Origin of the sequence: Halomonas sp. DP5Y7-2 (genome assembly GCF_019802025.1) — a bacterium.
GTDB lineage: Bacteria > Pseudomonadota > Gammaproteobacteria > Pseudomonadales > Halomonadaceae > Halomonas > Halomonas litopenaei_A.
Map to the genome: position 1 here is coordinate 326,167 of NZ_JAHVHY010000006.1, position 19,205 is coordinate 345,371.

The 19,205-nt window shown below is 63.1% G+C and carries 3 protein-coding genes; 1 reads left to right on the forward strand and 2 read right to left on the reverse strand.

All coding sequences use genetic code 11. The features are described 5' to 3' along the window. Positions 1-607 precede the first annotated feature (607 nt). Complete coding sequence (locus KUW18_RS13645) at positions 608-14,974, forward strand: carbohydrate-binding protein (RefSeq protein WP_222561642.1); 14,367 nt, start codon at positions 608-610, stop codon at positions 14,972-14,974. Between the two features lie 290 nt (positions 14,975-15,264). Here KUW18_RS13645 and KUW18_RS13650 read toward each other — a convergent pair whose 3' ends face one another. Continuing rightward, the gene (locus KUW18_RS13650) at positions 15,265-16,725 is read right to left on the reverse strand and encodes an HlyD family type I secretion periplasmic adaptor subunit (RefSeq protein WP_261396677.1); all 1,461 of its coding nucleotides are present in this window, start codon (positions 16,723-16,725) and stop codon (positions 15,265-15,267) included. Further along, positions 16,722-18,491 carry a type I secretion system permease/ATPase gene (locus KUW18_RS13655; RefSeq protein WP_222561643.1) on the reverse strand — a complete coding sequence of 590 codons (1,770 nt, stop codon included), beginning with the start codon at positions 18,489-18,491 and terminating at the stop codon, positions 16,722-16,724. The genes KUW18_RS13650 and KUW18_RS13655 overlap by 4 nt, the downstream gene beginning before the upstream one ends. Positions 18,492-19,205 lie beyond the last annotated feature (714 nt).

Below are 19,205 nucleotides of genomic sequence, written 5' to 3' on the forward strand. Positions count from 1 at the left end.
AAAGGGTGTTGGAGAAAAGTGGAGGTTAGTCTGCTTTTTTACACTTTAAGTCTCATCGTTGGGTTGGTTACTGCTGGTGCTGTCAGTGCTATTTAACTGAATTTTTTAAAATATGAAGTCTAGTGTTTTCAGTTTAGATAACTAAAAAAGTCAATTTTTACAATGGCTTGAGCGTTGCATATCTTCCTTTATTGAAGGCTAAGTGGCGTTAGCGTTAGCGCTGTCAAAAAAATCTTGCTGTATGTCGATGGGGTTATAGAATCAGTGAAGGTGGGCTACATCTTATGAGTTTTGCTGTTTCGAGCATGGTGGCTAGTGGAGCATGCTGGCTAGTGGAGCATAGTGGCTAGTGGAGCATGGCTACTGGAACAGAGTGGCGAGTGACAGCTTTTCTCCATGGGGTGGGTTACAAGGGTGTGGTCGGCAAGGGTGAGACCGGAAGAGTACCAGAAAGAGGAAAGGATGTTCTCGCGAATCGCGGAAACATTCGTTACTTCAGTTATGCAAGGGTAGTCGTAAATAAGACCAAGCTTTGGCAGTGGATGCCGACAATAAAATGTGGTTCGTCAAGGACTGATCATCCGATATCATCGTCAGGGGACAGCTCATGTTTTCCATGTCATTTGTTGGTCGCGGTCGCAAGTCCTTTCAAAAACGCCTGGAAGACAAGGCGCATTTCCTAAATAAAGATTTCGAGTTGCATGACGTAGTGGTGGCGCCCCATCCCGGGCGCTGGCAAGAGGCTGTCGCCGCCGTGCGCATGACATGGGAAGACGCGTCAGGAGCGAGAAGCGTCTTCGAGAAATTCGAAAGACCCTTTGTGTTCGAGCAATTGCCGACGCCCCCCATTGGCAAGCTGGGAATGATGATCGAGGCGCTCGACGCCAGAGGAGCGCTGCTCCCCGGTGTTGCCGCCCTGCGTGAAGTGCTGGTGCAGGACGCCGAGGCCGATACCGATGATGGAGCAGAGCAGCAAGGCTCCACGGATTCTGTGGCAAGCCACCCTGAGCCAATCGACCCAGCCGTGGGCGACGACCCGGGATCGTCAGCGCAGGATGTCGACGGCCCGCAGGCGGGCGCCAGCGATGGTGACGGGGGAAGCGACGACGCTGACATGGACAGCGCGTCAGGGGTGGCGGGCTCTGCCGCAGCGTCCTCAGGGCCTGCTTCAGGTGCCTCTCAAGACGCTTCTCAAGACAGCCTTCCAGACAGCTCGTCAGCCCCCTCGTCAGACACCCTGCCTGCAGCGGCTGCGGCCTCGGCAATAGTGGCCCTGGCGGCCCCCGTGGGCTTCTCGCTGCGCATCCAGGCCGAAGACGATGACGCCAGCGACGGCGCATCGGCCAGTATCACCGGAGATACCGGCATCGCGGTGGTGGATGATCCAGCCAACCCGGACGCGGCGGACGCCGAGGGCAATGCCTACGTGGACTATGGCAATGGGGTGGCCGGCGGCGAGAGCCTGACCTTTACCTTCGACGTGCCCGAGGCCGGTGAATACGACCTGGTGCTGCGCTACGCCATGGGCGCCGGCAATCGCCCGCTGCGCCTGGACGTCAACGGTGAGCTGTTCGACCGCATGTTCGACCTGACCTCCACCGGCGACGATTTCACCAACTTCGAGCTGACCCAGCCGGTACGACTGACCCTGGAGCAGGGCACCAATACGATTACCTTGACCTCCAACGGCGCCAGCGGACCGAACATCGACTATCTCGAGATCACCGCCCCGGACCCTGACCGTTACGTGGTTCAGGGCGAAGATATGCTGTTGTCGCCCGCCGAGGACGTGAAAGAAAGTGACACCAACCGGGTGGCCACCCTCGACACCATCGCTGACTTCACCACCGGCAACGAGACCTTCCGGGTCGGTGCCGAAGGAGCAGCCTATCTGGATTGGGCCTCTGGCAATGCCAACGCCACTGCCGACGTTACCCTGGACATCGCCACCGCTGGCACCTACGCCATCAGCATCACCTACGCGACGTCCACCCCCCGCCCACTGGACCTGATGCTGGTCGACGGCGGTAACACCACCACCCTGGCCACCTTTGACTTTGCGCCGACCCTGGAGCCGGTCTATTACCCGGACGATACCGAAGCCGATATCGCCGCGGCCAACCGCCCAAGCCCGAGCGGCGGCAACCTGCAGAGCCAGTGGGAAGGCTGGACGGTCGAGACGGTGGAGGTCGAGCTGGCCGCCGGCAGCAACACCCTGCGCCTGGGCGGCTATACCAATGGCCCCAATATCGACAAGATGGAGCTGGTGCTGGTCAGCGCCGCGGTCACCGGGCCCGACATTGCGCCCCAGGTGGTCCAGGCGGAAGACGCCGAGCTTGGCGCCGGCAACGATGCGGGCACCCTGGTGCGTGATCCGGCCAACCCCGAGGACGGGACCGGCTTCCAGGGCCTGCGTCCCGACTACTCCGGGACCGGCTATGTGGACTTCGGCAGCGTGCCCGGCGACAGTCTGACCTTTACCGTGAACGTGGCCGAGGCGGGTCAGTACGACCTCAACTTCCGCTACGCCAGCAACGGCGACCGGCCCATGGACATGGCGGTCAACGGCGGTATCGCCAGCGCCCTGGCCTTCGTCACTACCGACCCCAATGCCACCAACGAAGCGCCGGAAGGCTTTGACGTGTGGTCCTATCAGACCCAGACGGTGGCATTGCAGGCGGGCGACAACACCATCACCCTGGCGATTCCCAGCGGCGCCGGCAGCGGCCCCAATATCGACCGGCTGGAGCTGACCACGGCGGGCTCCGGACCAGTGGGCGATGTGGAAGGGGACGAGGGCGATGACCTGGCCTTTACCACGCCTGACAGTGTGGTCAACGCCGCAACCGTCGGCGCTGTGCCCTTTACCGTCGCGGGGCTTGATGACGATATCGTCTACGTGGGCTTGAGCTTTGATGACGGCGTGAATGTAGAGGAGGTCACCCCGGACGCCAGCGGTGCCTTCAGCCTGGACCTTTCCGGTCAGGCCGACGGTCCACTGTCGGCCACCCTGATTGTCATGGACCCCTATGGCAACCGTGGGACTCGCGAGCTGGCCCTGACCCTGGATACCACCGCCGACGAAGGCGGCGATCTGACGCTGGCCGGCCCGGCAGACCCGGTGGCCCAGGCGGATAGTGCCGCCGTGACCTTTACCCTGGCTGGGCTGGATGCTGACGCCGACAGCGTCGAGGTCAGCCTGGATGGCGGCGCCACGCGCATCCCGGTCGGGGTCGATGGCGACAGCCTGCAGCTTGACCTGTCCGGTCTGGGCGGCGGCAGTCATCCCATTGTGCTGTACGTGACCGACGTGGCCGGCAACGAAGCCACTACCTCGACCCAGGTGACCCTGGAAGACGACAGCGATGCTCCGCTGACGCTGGACTTTGCCGCGGGGCCGATCACGTCCTACGGCGGCAATCAGGACAACCCCAGCCAAGGCACTGGCGCAGCGTCGGAAGATGCAGGGGCGACCCTGGCCTTGACCGACAACGTCTGGAAGCGGGTGGCCCTGGGTGAAAATTACCAGATTACCGCGGATACACGGCTGACCCTGGAACTGGATGCCTCGAGCTCCCCGGTATCGGAGATCATCGCCGTCGGTATCGACCCGGACGACAACCCCTTCGGTGGTGGCGGCAGCCTGTTCCAGCTGGGCGGCACCCAGACCCAGCAGGGCTTTATCGACCTGCGGGGACAAGGCACCGATGATGATGGCGATGGCGTCCTGACCTTTACCATCGACCTGTCGTCCCTGGCCGGCTCGACCATCGACTCCCTGGTATTCGTCAACGACGATGACCTTGGCGCCAAGGGCAGTGCGCGTTTTTCCAATGTGACGCTTAGCGAAGCCACCACCGTGGACACCAATCAGGCCCCGGTGGTGGTCGGAGGCGGCGTCGCTGACCTGGTGCTGGACGAGGGTGCAACGCTGGAGGTGGACCTGCCCTTCGAAGACGCCGATGGCGACGACCTGAGCTATCGCTTCGAGGTGGCCGACAGCGACGGAGCGCCCGTCAGTGCCGTTGGCCTTGCCATCGATGGCAGCGTGCTGGGCGGCAGTCTGGATGACCTGGTACCGGGAGTTTATACCGTTACCTTGTTCGCCGACGACGGGGAGTTCGAGACCTCCGACAGCTTTGTGCTGACCATCGAGAACGTCAACGACGCGCCGGTGGCCGAGCCCGCCGCGCTGGAGCCATTCTTCGGCGAGGTGGGCGAAAGCTTCGTCCAGATTACCCTGGCGGATTACGCTGTGCTGTTCTCTGATCCCGACGGTGACGACCTGACGCTGAGCGTCGAGGACCTACCCCCGGGTCTTGAGCTGGTCAATGGCGTCATCCAGGGCACCCCAACCGAGGGTGGAGCCTTCAGCGTGACGCTGCGGGCCACCGATCCGGGCGGCCTGTCGGCCATCCAGGTGCTCGACTTCCAGATCGCCGGTACCGATATCGGCGATGTGGTGACCATCGAGGCGGAAGCCTTCAGTTACCTGGATGCCGCCAACCTGATCGTCACCGCCAATACCAGCGCCTCCAACGACCAGCTGATTCGCCTGACCAGCACCGCGCCTGCCGCCATCGGTACCGACCTGGCCGCGGCCGGGGTCGAGCCAGGCTGGTATCGGGTCACCCTGTACGTCTTCGATGAAACCGACGGGGAGGGCGAGCTGACGCTGTCCATCGATGGAACGGCGCTCGAGGCTCGCCATCTGTCGAGTGACAGCCTGACCTCCGACGTGGTGCTCAGCGACGACTTCGGCACCCTGGTGGGCAGTGGTGCCAGGGGCAACGCCGGCCAGAGTGGTAACCGCAAGGCGATCGTGTTCGAGACAGCGGTCGAGATCACCGCCGACTCGCAGCTGGGGCTTGAATTGCGTGGCCAGGGCGGCGAGCTGATGCGTATCGACTCGGTGGCGTTCGAGCGCATCGAAGAGCCGGTCAACAACGCGCCCACCATCACCGGGCTCGACGCTAGCGTCAGCGTCGACGAGAACTCGAGCGCGGTCGCGACGCTCACCCTGGACGACCTGGATGGTGACACCCTGAGCGTGACCCTGGAAGGCGTCGACGCTCCGCTGTTCAGTTTCGATGCGGCCACCGGCGTACTCAGCTTCGTCAACCCGCCCGATGCGGAACTGGCGGTCGACGCCGATGAAGACGGCGTCTACGAAGTCACCGTGGTCGTCAGCGACGGGGAAGACAGCGTGTCCCAGGCGACCCTGATCACGGTCAACGACCTCAACGAAAGCCTGTCCATCGCACAGACGGCGCTCGACGTGGACGAGAACCTGACCGAGATCGGTGCCATCGCGGTACTCGATGAAGACGGTCAGCCTGCCGCGCTGAGCGCACCGGTGTTCGCCATCACCGGTGGCATCGACGCACCGCTGTTTACCATCGACCCCGATACCGGGGTGCTCAGCTTCACTTCGGCCCGTGACTTCGAGCTGGCCGTGGACGCAAACGAGGACAACGTCTACGAGGTCGAGGTCAGCGTCACCGACGATGGCCTGACGACCAGCGAGCTGGTGTCGGTGAGCGTCAATGATGTGGACGAAGCGCCTTTCTCGCCGCTATCGCTGCAGGCCGAGGATGGTGCGGTAGAAAGCTTCGACGTGGATGCCAACGACGCTGATACCCAGATTCGCGATCCCAGTAACCCGGAGCCCAACCAGCCCACCGGTCTGCGTCCGGGATTCTCCGGCAGCGGCTACCTGGACTTTGGCGACACCCCCGGAGACAACATCAGCTGGCAGGTTGATGTGGCCCAGGCCGGGCAATATGACATCAACGTGCGCTACGCCACCAATACCGATCGCCCGCTGGATCTGGTGATCAACGGTGGTGATCCGCTGGTGCTTGCCATGGCCAGCACCGACCCGGATGGTACGGGCCCGGAAGAAGGCTTCGACCACTGGGCCTTCGAGACCATCACGGTGACCCTGGAGGCGGGCAGCAACACCATTGCGCTGGCGATCCCGGCAGGTGCCAACACCGGCCCCAACATTGACCGCATCGAGGTTACCGAGGGCGGAAGTGGGCCCATCGTCATCGATGACAGCGCCGATGAAGACGGCGATCTGGCCCTCGTGGCCGCCGACGACAGCTTGGATGATAGCCAGCTGGCGACGGCGGTGTTCAATGTGTCCGGTGTCGATGACGACGTCACCACCGTCGAGGTGTCTTACGACGGCGGCGCCACTCGCACCGAGGTGACGCCGGATGCCTCGGGCAACATCACCCTGGACCTCAGCGGTCTGCTGGATGACCAGAGTGGAGATCTCACGGTGACGCTGATCGTCACAGATGCAACAGGTAACGAAGCCAGCGTCGATGAGGTCGTCAGCTACGACGATGGCGCTGTGGTGGTGGCGCCGATCACTCTGCAGGCAGAGGACGCGGATATCGTCGACGTCGGTGGCACCGCCCAGGGTGAAGTGACCCGGGTGGTCGACTCGGCCAACCCTGATGACTTTGGCAACTACCGCCCTGGCGCGGTGGGCGAGGCCTATCTCGACTTTGGTACCAACCCCGGTGACCAGATCACCTTCAACGTCAACGCGGTGGAGGCGGGCAGCTATACCGCCACCATTCGTTTCGCCAACGGCGGTGACGCCCCACGGCCACTGGATCTGACTGTCAATGGTAGTGGCCAGGGCCAGCTCGGCTTCCCCAATGCCACCGGTGTCACCGAGCCCTGGGAAGAGTGGCAGACCCTCGAGGTCACGGTGGAACTGGTGGAGGGCGCCAACACCTTCACCCTGACCATTCCCGCTGGCGCGGTGAACGGCCCGAATATCGACCAGGTGGTATTCGACTTCAACGACGGCGTGACCCAGCCACCGTTCAGCTTCAGCATCGAAGGCGAGGCGCTGGATATCGTCGACGTCGATGGCGATACCCAGGTGCGCGACCCGAGCAACCCCGAGACCAACGCCGCGGCAGGCGCGGACGGGCTGTGGGATGGCTTCAGCGGTGCCGGATATCTGGACATGGGCGGCGACGTGGGCGACGCCGCGGAATTTCAGGTCAGCGTGGACCTGGCCGGGACCTACACCCTGGAAGTGCGCTACGCCAACGGCGCGGGCAATGGCGCCGACCGTCCGATGACGGTACTGGTGGACGGGGCGAGCCAGGGCAGCCTGGCCTTCGCTTCCACCGGCGGCGACCCGGTGGGCTGGGAGAACTGGACCACCACCACCATCGAGGTGGAGCTTGCGGCCGGCGATAACACCATTCGCCTGGCCAACGAAGGCACCGCGGGCCCCAACATTGACCTGGTCACCGTCAGCCGTGACGGCGTGGCACCGCCGCGCCCGGTGGAGCCAGGCGACCGCTTCTCGGTGAAGATCAACTTCCAGCCCGAAGGCACCGCGGTGCCGGATGGCTACATCGCCGACAACGGCAAGGCCTTTGGCACCCAGTCGGTGACGGTGGATGGCCAGGTGCACCAGTACGGCTGGGTCACCGAAGAGTCGATCTACGACAGTGACCCAGGCACCGAGCCGCTGGATATCAGCTCGCTGACCAGTGTGGCGGTGAATGACCGGACCGACGATATCGCCGGACTCGACCCGCGCCAGGGCACCTATGCGCACTTTGACCAGCCCGGCAACTATGTGCGCGCCGGCTGGGAGATCGAGCTCGACGATGGCTACTACGAGGTCACCATCTCCATCGGCGATACCAGCGGGCCTTATGACAGCAACAATGTGCTCAACGCCGAAGGACAGCTGTTCAACGACCCCTTCACCCCGTTCCGCCCGGACGACTTCCCGGCGGACGGCAATCCTGCCGACGACACCGAGGGCGTGCGCTCCGACCTGGTGACCCGTATCGTTCAGGTCACCGACGGTCGCCTGACCCTGGACTCCATGGGTCTCGATAACGAGAACACCGAGATCCAGTACATCGAGATCCAGGCGTTGCCGGATCTGACGCCAGGAGATGGACGCGAGGCGGTCGAGGACTACGCCTTCTTTACCGACGCCCGAGCCATCGCCGGGGTGGGGCAAAACGAAGTGGAGGTGGATCTCGACCCGGACGACGGCAGCATCCCCACCGGTGTAGACCCGACCTCTGACATCTTCGTCGGCATCTCGGTGGTGGACGGCCGCGGCGGGGCCTTGCTGGAAAGCCTGGCCGACGGCTCCATCCGCCTGTTCGAAACCGTGACCGGCCAGGAGGTCACGTTCAATGCCAATACCACCGGTGGTTTCGACTCCCTGACCATCTCGCCGAGCCAGTCGCTCAAGCCTTTCACCAGCTACACCCTGGTGATCGATGGCTTCCAGGATCGCGGCCCCAACGACGATGCCAGCGCGCCGACCCGGGAGTTCCAGAAGTACACCAACACCTTCGTCACCGGCCCTGAGCCGGAGATCGTGGCCCGTGATGTGGCGTTCAATGATGTGGTCGAGCTCAACGGCGCTGCCGATGGGGCCTTCGGCTTCACCTCGCTGGAGATGAGCCCCGACGGCGCCTTCATGTACATCGCCACCATCAGTGGCCAGCTGCTGCGCTACGACGTGGACCCCATCGATGGTTCACTGTCCAACCGGCTGGAGCTGAGCCTGCCCAACGACTACTTCGATCAGCCGGGAGAAACCCAGCAGCGGGGCATCATTGGCCTGGTGGTCGATCCCACCGACCCCAATGTGCTGTGGATCACCGATAACTACCCGATCCCGCTGTCGGGACGTGACAACGGGGTGCCGGACTTCAGTGGTCGCATCACCAAGATCACCCTGGACGATGGACCCGGCTTCTCCGGCACCGCCGAAGCCTACATCACTGGGCTTCCGCGCTCCAACGGCGACCACGTCACCAACAGCTTGGAGTTCCGGGTGAACCCGGACTACGACGCGGACACCAACCCGGATGTGCCGAGCCACTTGCTGTACCTGATCCAGGGCTCCAACTCGGCCATGGGGGAACCGGACAGCGCCTGGGGCAACCGCCCGGAGCGGCTGTTGAATGCGGCGGTGATGGAGATCGATCCGACCCGCGATGTGTCGAATGGCCCCTTCGATGTGACCACCGAGCCGCTGCCCGACAACGGACTCAACCAGCGCTTCGATGATCCGGACGGCCATCCCAAGGACGACCCCATTCCCATGGGCAATGGCGAGTTCCTGGTGTTTGATGATCGCGGCGTCGCCACGGTGCAGGATGCCGACGGCAATGTGCTCGAGTCCTACTACGACCCCTATGCTCCCGATGCGGTGCTGACCATCTTCGCCACCGGGGCGCGTAACGCCTACGACCTGGTGTGGCACTCCAACGGCTACCTGTACGTGCCGACCAACGGCTCGGCCGCCGGCGGCAACGTGCCGGATGATCCGAACACGCCGGAGGACGAGCGCTACACCAACGTCGAGAAGCAGGATGACTACCTGTTCCGCATCGAGGAGGGCGGCTACTACGGCCATCCAAACCCGCTGCGTGACGAGTACATCTTGAACGGCGGCAACCCCACCGGTGGCAATGATCCCAATCAGGTCGACAAGTACCCGACGGGCACCAACCCCGAGGGCACCTATGACATCGCCGGGGTCTATTCGCTGGGCGAGAACCGTTCGCCCAACGGTGCGGTGGAGTACACCAGCGGTGTGTTTGGCGGCAACCTGCAGGGCAACGTGTTGTTCACCGAGTACTCCGGCGGTGACGACGTGCGCTCCATCACCCTGGACGCCAACGGCAACGTCATCGGTGACGACGTGCTGCGTGACCCCGACGGCAACGTCATCACCTACGTCGATCCGCTGGATATCATCGAGAACCCGGCCACCGGTCAGCTGTATCTGCTGACCCTCAACCGAGGCAACGGCCAGAGCCAGATCATCCGTCTTGATCCGGTGCCGGGTGGCACCACCGATCCCGGCGATCCGGACCCGGACGACGACCTGATCACCGTCCTGACCATCCAGGCCGAGGACGTGACGCCGAACGATGGCACCTCGGTGACCATCGCCACCGGCGCCGATGCGGAGATTGAAATCCGCGATATCAACAATCCGGAGACCAACCAGAACCTGCCCAATGGCCTGCGTCCCGGCGCCTTTGGCCTGGATGGCAACACCGTGGATGACGATGGCGTGCCGGGGGGCTATGCCGACTTCGGCAGCACCAACGTCGACTTCATCACCTTCAGCTTCGAACTGGACCCCGCTCAGGCCGGTGAGTCGGTGCTGCGGGTGCGCTATGGCAATGGCTCGGACATCGATCGCCCGCTGGAGGTCTTCGTCAACAACGTGTCGGTGGGGGTGGTGTCCTTCCCGCCGAGCCAGGATTCCAGCATCACCGATCCTGACGCCCGCTGGTCCGACTGGCTGACGGTGGACATCACCGCGGACCTGGCCGCCGGCCTCAATACCGTGCGTTTCCAGGCGACCCAGGACACCGGGCCCAACATCGACCAGCTCGAGATCCTGCGTGAGGAGGACACCACGCCGGGCTTCACCGTCTACGAGGCCGAAGACGCCGTGCTGGGCGGCGCCGTGTTCGTGCCGGAGAGTCAGGATGACCGCAACGCCTCCGGCGATGGCTTTGTCGACTTCGATGGCAGCGGCGATCAGACCATCACCTGGACGGTGGATGTCGCCGAAGACGGCAGCTACGAGATCGGTTTCCGCTATGCGCTGGCCGCCAGCAAGGCCGACCGCCCGCTGGGACTGACCATCAATGGCACCGACCTGGGCCAGCTCAACTTCGTCGGCCAGAGCAATGACGCCGAGGACGACTGGTTCTTCCAGGAGGTGCTGGTCAATCTGCAAGCGGGCAGCAACACCATCACCCTGACCGCACCGGGAGCCGTGGGGCCGAACATCGACCTGCTGCGGGTGCCGGACAGTGGTGGCGATGTGTTCATCCCGGTCTACGCCGACGTGTCCGACGGCGCGCGGATCGAGCTTGAGGATGGCGCCAGCGCCCGTACGGTCAACGAACTGACCGCGGACTTCTACTTCACCGTAGACAGCGATGGCCTCTATCGTCTGGACCTGGCGGCCAACGCCGGTGGCGACAATGGCGGGTCGCTGGCGCTGACACTCAACGGTCAGGCCGTCGACAGTCTGGCCTATCCGGGGGTGGGCGATGCCGGCGAAGAGGGCGTCTATGTCGAGCTCGAGGCCGGCGTCGAGTACAACCTGCGTGCGGTGTCCGCCGTGGACGGTGCGGATGATCTGGACTACCTGGATGTCACGCCGCTGGCGGGTAACGCCAACGCCGACATCGAGGTGCAAAGTGGTGACGCGGCCTTCTACGCCAACCGGCTGCACTTCAGCTATCTGGAGAACAACGGTGCCTCCAACCCGGACCGCGAGTTCAAGGACAGCGCCACGGTCACCATCAGCAACAGTGGCAGTGAACCGCTCGATATCCTCGAGGCAGAGATCGACGGGCCCTTCGTGTTGGCCGATCCGGGCGCGTTCGACGGCCTGACCCTGGCCCCCGGGCAGTCGCTGACGGTCACGGTACTGTTCGACCGCGACGCCTACACGCCGCCTGCCAATGACGCCGGTGACGGGGTGTTTGAAGGCCGCATTCGGCTGGTCACCAACGACGCCGACTCGCCGGTGGCCGAGATCGCCATGGCCGGCTTCTGGCAGGCCCGTGACGAGGGCGGCTGGGAGCCCAACGTCAACGAGATCTGGGAGGTATTCGGCTTCGGCAACCGCATCGCTGGACTGACCACCGTGGGCGGTGGCGAGAACTCGGTGCTCAACGACTTCGACCTGTACCGGCCGGTGAACGACGACGAGGTGCTGTCGCGTTACTGGTCCCTGGCCGATGGCGTGGACCAGGCCAAGATCACCCAGCTGGCGGCCTTCCATGGCAACGGTGGGGCGACGCTGGGCATTCATGCGCCGGGCAACAAGGGCCAGGACATCATCTTCTCCAACCACCAGGGAGACAATAATCAGACCCTGCTGCCGCTGGTGAACAACGGCAACTTCGCCACCGCGACCTTCGGCAGAGGGACCATCCCCGATGGCTGGGCCGGCGATGAGGTGTTCGGTATCGAGGTGGCGGGACTGTCCACCGACCCGTCGCTCAACCCCTCCGGGGGCGGCACGCCGCCGGCGGATGCCGATGGCATCGAGCGGGGCTATACGGTGCGCATGTTCCGGGCCCTGGACGAAGATGGCAACGTGATTCCCAATACCTACCTGGGGATCATGGACTACACCGGCATCAACTATGACTACAACGACAACGTGTTCGTGATCGAAGGCGTCAAGCCGGTCTCCGGCGGCTCGCTCACGGTCACCAACAACGATGGCGTGCCGTCCAACGATCGCCTGGTGATGTCGCGTATCGAGAACCCCGTCAATGCGGCCCAGGAAGTGCATGACGAGGTCACCATCACGCTCTCCAATGACGGCTTCGATGCGCTGACCATCAACGCTGTGGCGGTCAGTGACCCCAGCCTGTTCGAGCTGACCCAGGCCTTCAGTGCCGTGGTACTGGAGCCCGGTGAGTCGGTGGAGGTCACGGTGCGCTTTATCGCCGATGACCCCAATGACGGTTCGCTGTACGAGGCCAGTCTGATCATCAGCTCGAGCGACGCCGATGAGGCCGAGAAGGTGATCGAGCTGGCCGGTATCAGCCAGAACCAGTCCGAGAGTGGCCAGGAGCCGACGGTGCAGGAGATCGTCAATGCCTTTGGCTACACCACCGACGTCGCCGAGGGGCAGATGAACCAGGGTGGCCTGGTGGAAGCCAACGGCGACGAGATCCTGGCGCCGTTCTTCCAGCGCGCCGACGGGGCCTCGCCGATCACCATCACCCAGCTCGCGGCCTACCATGGCCAGGGCGACATCGCCCGACTGTTCATCCATGACGTGGACAGCCGCGACATCAGCGAGATCATCGCCCACGACGAGGCCGACGGTCAGACCCTGCTGCCGCGCACCCTCAATAATGGCGACAATCTGGCGGTGGCGACCCTGGATCGGGATGATCCGTTCGGCTTCTATGCCGAGATCTCCGATCGTCCTGGGTACATCTCCTGGTCGGATCCCGACGCCAACCTGTACGAGGACACCATCGATGCCATCGGCATTCCCGGCGCCAACCTCAACTGGGACGAGAACGACGGCCACCTGATCCGGGTGTACGTGGCCAAGGACGCCGACGGCAACGTGATTCCGGACACGTACATCGTGATCCAGGACTACGCGGGGGTGAACTACGACTACAACGACAACATCTTCCTGGTGCAGAACGTCACGCCGTACGATCCGACCGGCGTCGAGGACGCCGACGGTAACGGCCGGGTGGATCTGTACGATGATGATGACGGTGACGGGACGCCGAACTTCCTTGATGACCCGACGCCGGTCGCGCAGACCGCCTTCAATGACACCCAGACCGCCTGGACGGTGGGCGCCGATGGCCTGGATCTGGAAGCGCGCTTCTACGACAACGGCGGCCAGGGGGTGGCCTACAACGACTCGGACACCACCCATAGCGGCAATGCCTTCCGCTCTGACGAGGCGGTGGACATCTCGACCCCGTCGCTGGCCATCGGCTTTGTCGCCGACGGCGAGTGGGTGGAATACACCCTGAACGTGGAGACCGCGGGCACCTATGTGCTCAACTTCTCGACCTCGGCGGTGGCCGGTGGCAAGACCATCACCGCGGCGTTCGAGCAGGATGGCGCCTTCTACACGGGAAATCAGTCGGTGGCACTGCCCAACACCGGCAGCTTCACCACCTTCACCGACGTCGGGCCCTTGAGCTTTGACCTGGAAGAGGGTGAACAAGTCCTGCGCCTGACCTTCAACGGCGGTCAGCTCGACCTGGCTTCCTTCAGCCTGGATCTGGTGGAGCCGGTGGACGATGGCCAGTCGGCGTTTACCGATGATGGCACGCCCTGGCAGGTGGGGTCGGACTTCAACCTGGAGGCGGTCAACTACGACGAAGGCGGTCAGGGAGTCGCCTACAACGACTCAAGTCAGGCACAGCTGGGTACCAATCCCCGTGGCGATGGGGTGGACCTGGCGGGTGGTGGCAGCGTCATCGGCTGGATCGAGAACGGCGAGTGGGTCGAGTACACCCTGAACGTGGAGCAGGCAGGCACCTATGATCTCGCCTTCCTGGCTTCCCTCGGCACCACCGCCGGCGGCCAACGCAGCATCACCGCCAGCTTCACCAAGGGCGATGGTACGCCTTACGCGACGGCAGGGGCGGTAGAGGTGGATCCCACCGGAAGCTGGACCAACTTTGTCGAGACCGCGTCGACCCAGGTCACGCTGGAGGCCGGCGAGCAGGTGCTGCGCCTGACCTTCAACGGCGGGTCCATGGACCTGCAGGGCTTCTCTCTGTCCAAGGACGGCCAACAGGCCTTCAATGCAGGAGGTAACGCCTGGCTGGTGGACGCTGACGATGGCCTGTCCCTTGACGCCGTGCTGTTCGACGAGGGTGAGCAGGGTGAAGCCTACAACGAGCTGAGCCCGCAGCAGTTCGGCAGCAACTTCCGCGATACGCCGGTGGATATCGTGGGGCAGGGCGACGCTGTGGGCTGGATCGATAACGGCGAGTGGCTTGAGTACACCATCAACGTGGAGCAAGCGGGCAGCCACACCCTGTCCTTCGTGACCTCGGGCCCCAGCGGCGGGCGCAGCATCACCGCTTCGCTGGAACAGGACGGTAGCGTCTACGAGCAGGGCAGCGTGGCCACGCCGGTGACCAGTGACTGGGGCGTCTACGTCGACACGGCGGCGATGACCCTGGACCTGGAGGCAGGCGTGCAGGTGCTCAGACTGACCTTCAACGGCGGTTCCCAGGATCTGGCCTCGTTCCAGCTCACCCGGGATCCCGACGTGGCGGCGGCCAGCCTGTCTACCAGCAGCCTGTTGCTGGCAGCGGACGACCCTGTTGTCGATGTCTCCAACGACGATGTGGATGACCTGCCGATGAGTGACGACGTGGGCGTGCAGGGCGTGCAGGACGATGCCGGCCTGTAAGCCAGCGACGACCGGTGACGCCCGCGGTGGGTGAGGCGGGCGTCACCGAATGACGTAAAACGACCAGATGCATGGTCTAAGGGAGGTACCCCTCAGGGAAACGCAGCATCGTCCCTCAGGGGGGTGTCATCGGCGGAGGCTATCAGGGAGGCTTCTGTCGGACATGTCATGGTGTCCCGTGCCGGCAGGGAGCTGGCCCTGCGCGGATCGTCCCCCTGAACCTTGATCCGCGCAGTTTTTTTTGCCTTTCTCATGGTGGTTGGGTGGCGGTGCTATTGCTTGCGCAGGCGTCATTCCTCGCGCATGGCCCTGGCCAGCATGTCATTAAGCGGCTTCAGCATGTAGCTGGCAAAGCTGCGCTCTCCGGTACGAATCATGACCTCTGCGGGCATGCCCGCGACGAGTGTCATGCCCTCAGGCAATACGCTAGTGATCGGGTCTGTCACCTGGACGATGACCTTGTAGTAGCGCTGCCGACTCGTTTCATCGTCAAAGCTGTTGGCGCTGACATGGCCGATGGTGCCCGCGACCACCTTGGTTAAACGCTGATTGAAGGCACTGAAGCGGATGTCGGCGTGCTGGCCGACATGCAGATGATCCACGTCCTGGCTGGGGACCCGTGCTTCGACCACGAAGCGGTCGTTGGACGGAACCAGCTCCAGCAGGATATCGCCACCACGGACCACCGCGCCGATCGTGTGCACGTCGAGTCCGACCACCGTGCCGGACACCGGCGCCACAATGTGCGTGCGCGTCAGCCGATGATTGAGCGCGACCAGGCGCTCTTCGGCGTCGGCCACCTCGGCCTGAACCCGCCGCAGGTCCTCGCCCACCTGTTGCTGAAACTCCTGTCGCCGCACCTGCTTGTTCAGTACCAGCTCGCTGATCTGAGCCTGCAGCCTGGCAATGTCCGCTGCATGCCTGGCGTTGTCGCTCTGGTACTCAAGGCTTTCGCGCTCCAGCTCGCGCAGCCGCTGGCTGCTGATCAGGCCATCGTCAAACAGGCGGCGGTGGCTGGCGATGTCCCGCTCTAGGGAGTCGATACGCAGGTCGGTAATCCCCCGGGTACGCTCGAGCCCCTGGATCTGCTCCTCCAGTTGGATCACCTGTTGATCCAGGGCCGCCAGGGTGTCCGCAAGGGCCTGGCGACGTACCTCAAAGAGGTGTCGCTGCACCGCCAGCACCTCACGCACGCGCTGTAGCCGGGCGGCCGTCAATTCATCGGGAAAGGTCAGCACAGCGGCATTTGCCTGCTCCGCCAGCAGTCGAATCTCACTGGCACGCGCGATCAGGTAATCGCTGTCGGCGATGCGGCGTTCTGCCCGTGCCAGGGTGTCATCGAGGCGGAGCAACAGCTCACCATATTGCACCTGATCCCCATCCCTTACGAGAATGTCGGCGACGATGCCCCCCTCCAGATGCTGAACACGCTTGGTGAAGCTTTCCACCGATACCGCGCCGGGCGCGACCACGGCCACCGCCAGCTGAGCCGTGGTTGCCCACAGCACAAAGCCGCCCAGGGCGATCATCAGCAGCGCAAATCCCATGCGGCGATAGACGAGCAGCGCTGTCGGCGGCCCGCCTTGCGGTAGGGCTGGCGATAGGGCTGGCGATAGGGCTGGCGAAAGGCCTGGCGGTGGGGAGGCGTTGTGGGGGACGCTGGGAGACGCGCTGGGAGAGCCGCCGGCGTCTAAAGGGACCGCAGTCTTAGCGGAGGTCTCGGTGGATGAGCCAGGCGAAGGCAAGGTCATGGCGGGCCTCCTGCCGATGCCGATCGGTGTGGTGTCACCCGTTTGATCACCTTGCCGGGCAAGGTCTTGGCCCCGACCGGGTCATCGTCGGCGCTGCGGCGGGTGTGCAGCGCGGCCACCTGGCCGTCGCGAAGCGTCAGGATACGGTCTACCCGATCCAGCAGGCACTGACGGTGGGTGATCACCAGGGTGGTCGTCCCCTGGCGGCGCAGCCCATCGAGTGCCTGCGCCAGGGCGCGTTCGCCAGCGTCATCGAGGCTGGCGTCAGGTTCATCCAGCACGACCAGGCAGGGATGGCCGTAAAGCGCCCGCGCCAGTCCGATACGCTGGCGCTGACCGGCAGAGAGGCCCAGACCCTGTGGGCCGATGACGGTGTCGTAGCCGTCATCGAGGGACAGAATGAGCTCGTGCACGCCGGACAGGGTCGCGGCCTTGACCACGGCCTCGGCGTCGACGGCGGCAAAGCGCGCGATGTTATCGGCAATGGTCCCCGCCAGCAGCTCGACGTCCTGGGGCAGATAGCCCAGGTGAGGCCCCAGGGCGTGACGCTGCCAGCCGAGAATATCGGCGCCGTCGAGGCGCACGCAGCCATCCAGGCTGGGCCAGATGCCCAGCACGACCCGCGCCAGGGTCGACTTGCCTGAACCGCTGGGACCCACCACGGCCAGCTGCTCCCCGGGCGATAGCGTGAGGCTGATGGCCTTCAAGGTGATGTTCTGGGATCCCGGTGGAGCGGCGCTGACGCTCTCCAGGCTCAGCGAGCCTTGGGGGCAGGGCAACGCCATGGGCTCACCCCCCGTCGCGCCGCCTAGCAAGGTATTGAGACGTTCCGATGCATTGCGCGCTGCGATGAAGGTCTTCCAGCCGTTGATCAGCTGATCCAGTGGCGCCAGCGCGCGGCCGAGCAGAATCGAGCCGGCGATCATCATCCCTGGGGTCAACTCCGCGATCAGGACCAGCCAGGCGCCGAGCCCCAGGATCAAGGACTGGGACAGCAGTCTCAGCGCTTTTGACAGATGGGTCAGGGTGCCTGCGCGGTCGCTGGCCAGGGACTGCAGGGTGAGGCCTTCCCGATGTATCGCCTGCCAGCGATGCTGGACGCTTTCGACCATGCCAAGGGCATGCAGCACCTCGCTGTTGCGCAGGTTGGCCGCGGTGGTATCTCGATTGGACACCTGTCTGGCCCCGGCCTGCTTGAGCAGTTGCCGGGTCCTGGCCTCGTTGAGCACCGCCAGGGCCAGTAGCAGCGCTCCGGCACACAGGGCGAAGAGCCCGTAGTACGGATGAAACAGCGTCAGGATACCTAGATAGACGGGTATCCAGGGGGTGTCGAGGAACGCCGGGACGGCTGGGCTCGAAAAGAACTGACGTAGCGTGGCAAGGTCATCCAGGCCCTGGATGGAGGCAGCGCTGGGATTGGCGAGTGCCTGCCGATAAAGCGATTGATGAAGCCGCTGCTGGAGCTGTTCGTCGAAACGATTGCCCAGCCTCACCAGCAGGCGCGAACGCACCCAGTCCAGGCCGGCCATGATCGCAAACAGGAAGATCACGACAAGCGTCAGCATGATCAAGGTATCGACGCTGCGACTGGCGAGTACACGGTCATAGACCTGCATCATGTAAAAAGAGGGGACCAGCATCAGCAGATTGATGGCAACGCTGAAGATGGCCACATCCACGAGCCCCCTGCGACAGCCGCGCAGCGCTGCGGCAACGGCAGACGCCTCGCGGGATAGAGCATTGTCCTGAGACGGGGAGAAGCGCATGGCGATGAGCTCTTGGCAGCGTGAATGGAGGCGCTGGCGAGAAGCCTGGTGGCTCTCGATGGTAGGGCCTGATTCGTCGGTCCGGTTCGTCGTTCTGACTCGTCGTTCTGGTTCGTTCTGGTTCGGCAGATTGATTCAGTCCGTTCGCTCGGCAGAGTTTTAGTCGAACGACAACGGAGCTCTGGCAAGGCTCTGGCAGAGCGACAGTAGAGCTCCTGCAGTATGACAATAGAGCTTTCGCACAATGACGCACACAGCAATGTACTGTGTTCCAGAAAAGGCAGTTCTGACGTCGTTGTCTACCCGCCAGTATTATGTAGACATATTTGAGTAGGAATCTAGCGATTATTTGTCGTAAGCCTGGTTCAAGTTTTCTTTCATATATGACTTTTTAAGCACAAATATCTCGATCAAAGGTGATAAATTATTCTGTATTTTCTCTTCGATTTTTCTCACTTCTGAAAATTAGAAATTATCAATTTCGCGAACTATTTTTCTCATGCTATTGTTTTTTAATAAAAAATTTTCCTGTGCTGTAGGTGTTTTTCGACATGTCTTTGTGCCTTTAGGCGCATTGTTTTTTTGATTGCCTGTTGGTGTAAAAAAAGTAGCTTCAAAATGGCATTTTTCTCAATCAATGTAAGAATAGTGCTATTTATTTTTCTGTAAAAATTGCGCTCTATTGTGCCCATTGCGAGATTTACTGATGGGGAG

Excerpts from the sequence above, each read along its gene's own strand:
- KUW18_RS13655 (WP_222561643.1), bottom strand. The coding sequence starts at position 18,491 with ATGCGCTTCTCCCCGTCTCAGGACAATGCTCTATCCCGCGAGGCGTCT.
- KUW18_RS13645 (WP_222561642.1), top strand. The coding sequence starts at position 608 with ATGTTTTCCATGTCATTTGTTGGTCGCGGTCGCAAGTCCTTTCAAAAA.
- KUW18_RS13650 (WP_261396677.1), bottom strand. The coding sequence starts at position 16,725 with ATGACCTTGCCTTCGCCTGGCTCATCCACCGAGACCTCCGCTAAGACT.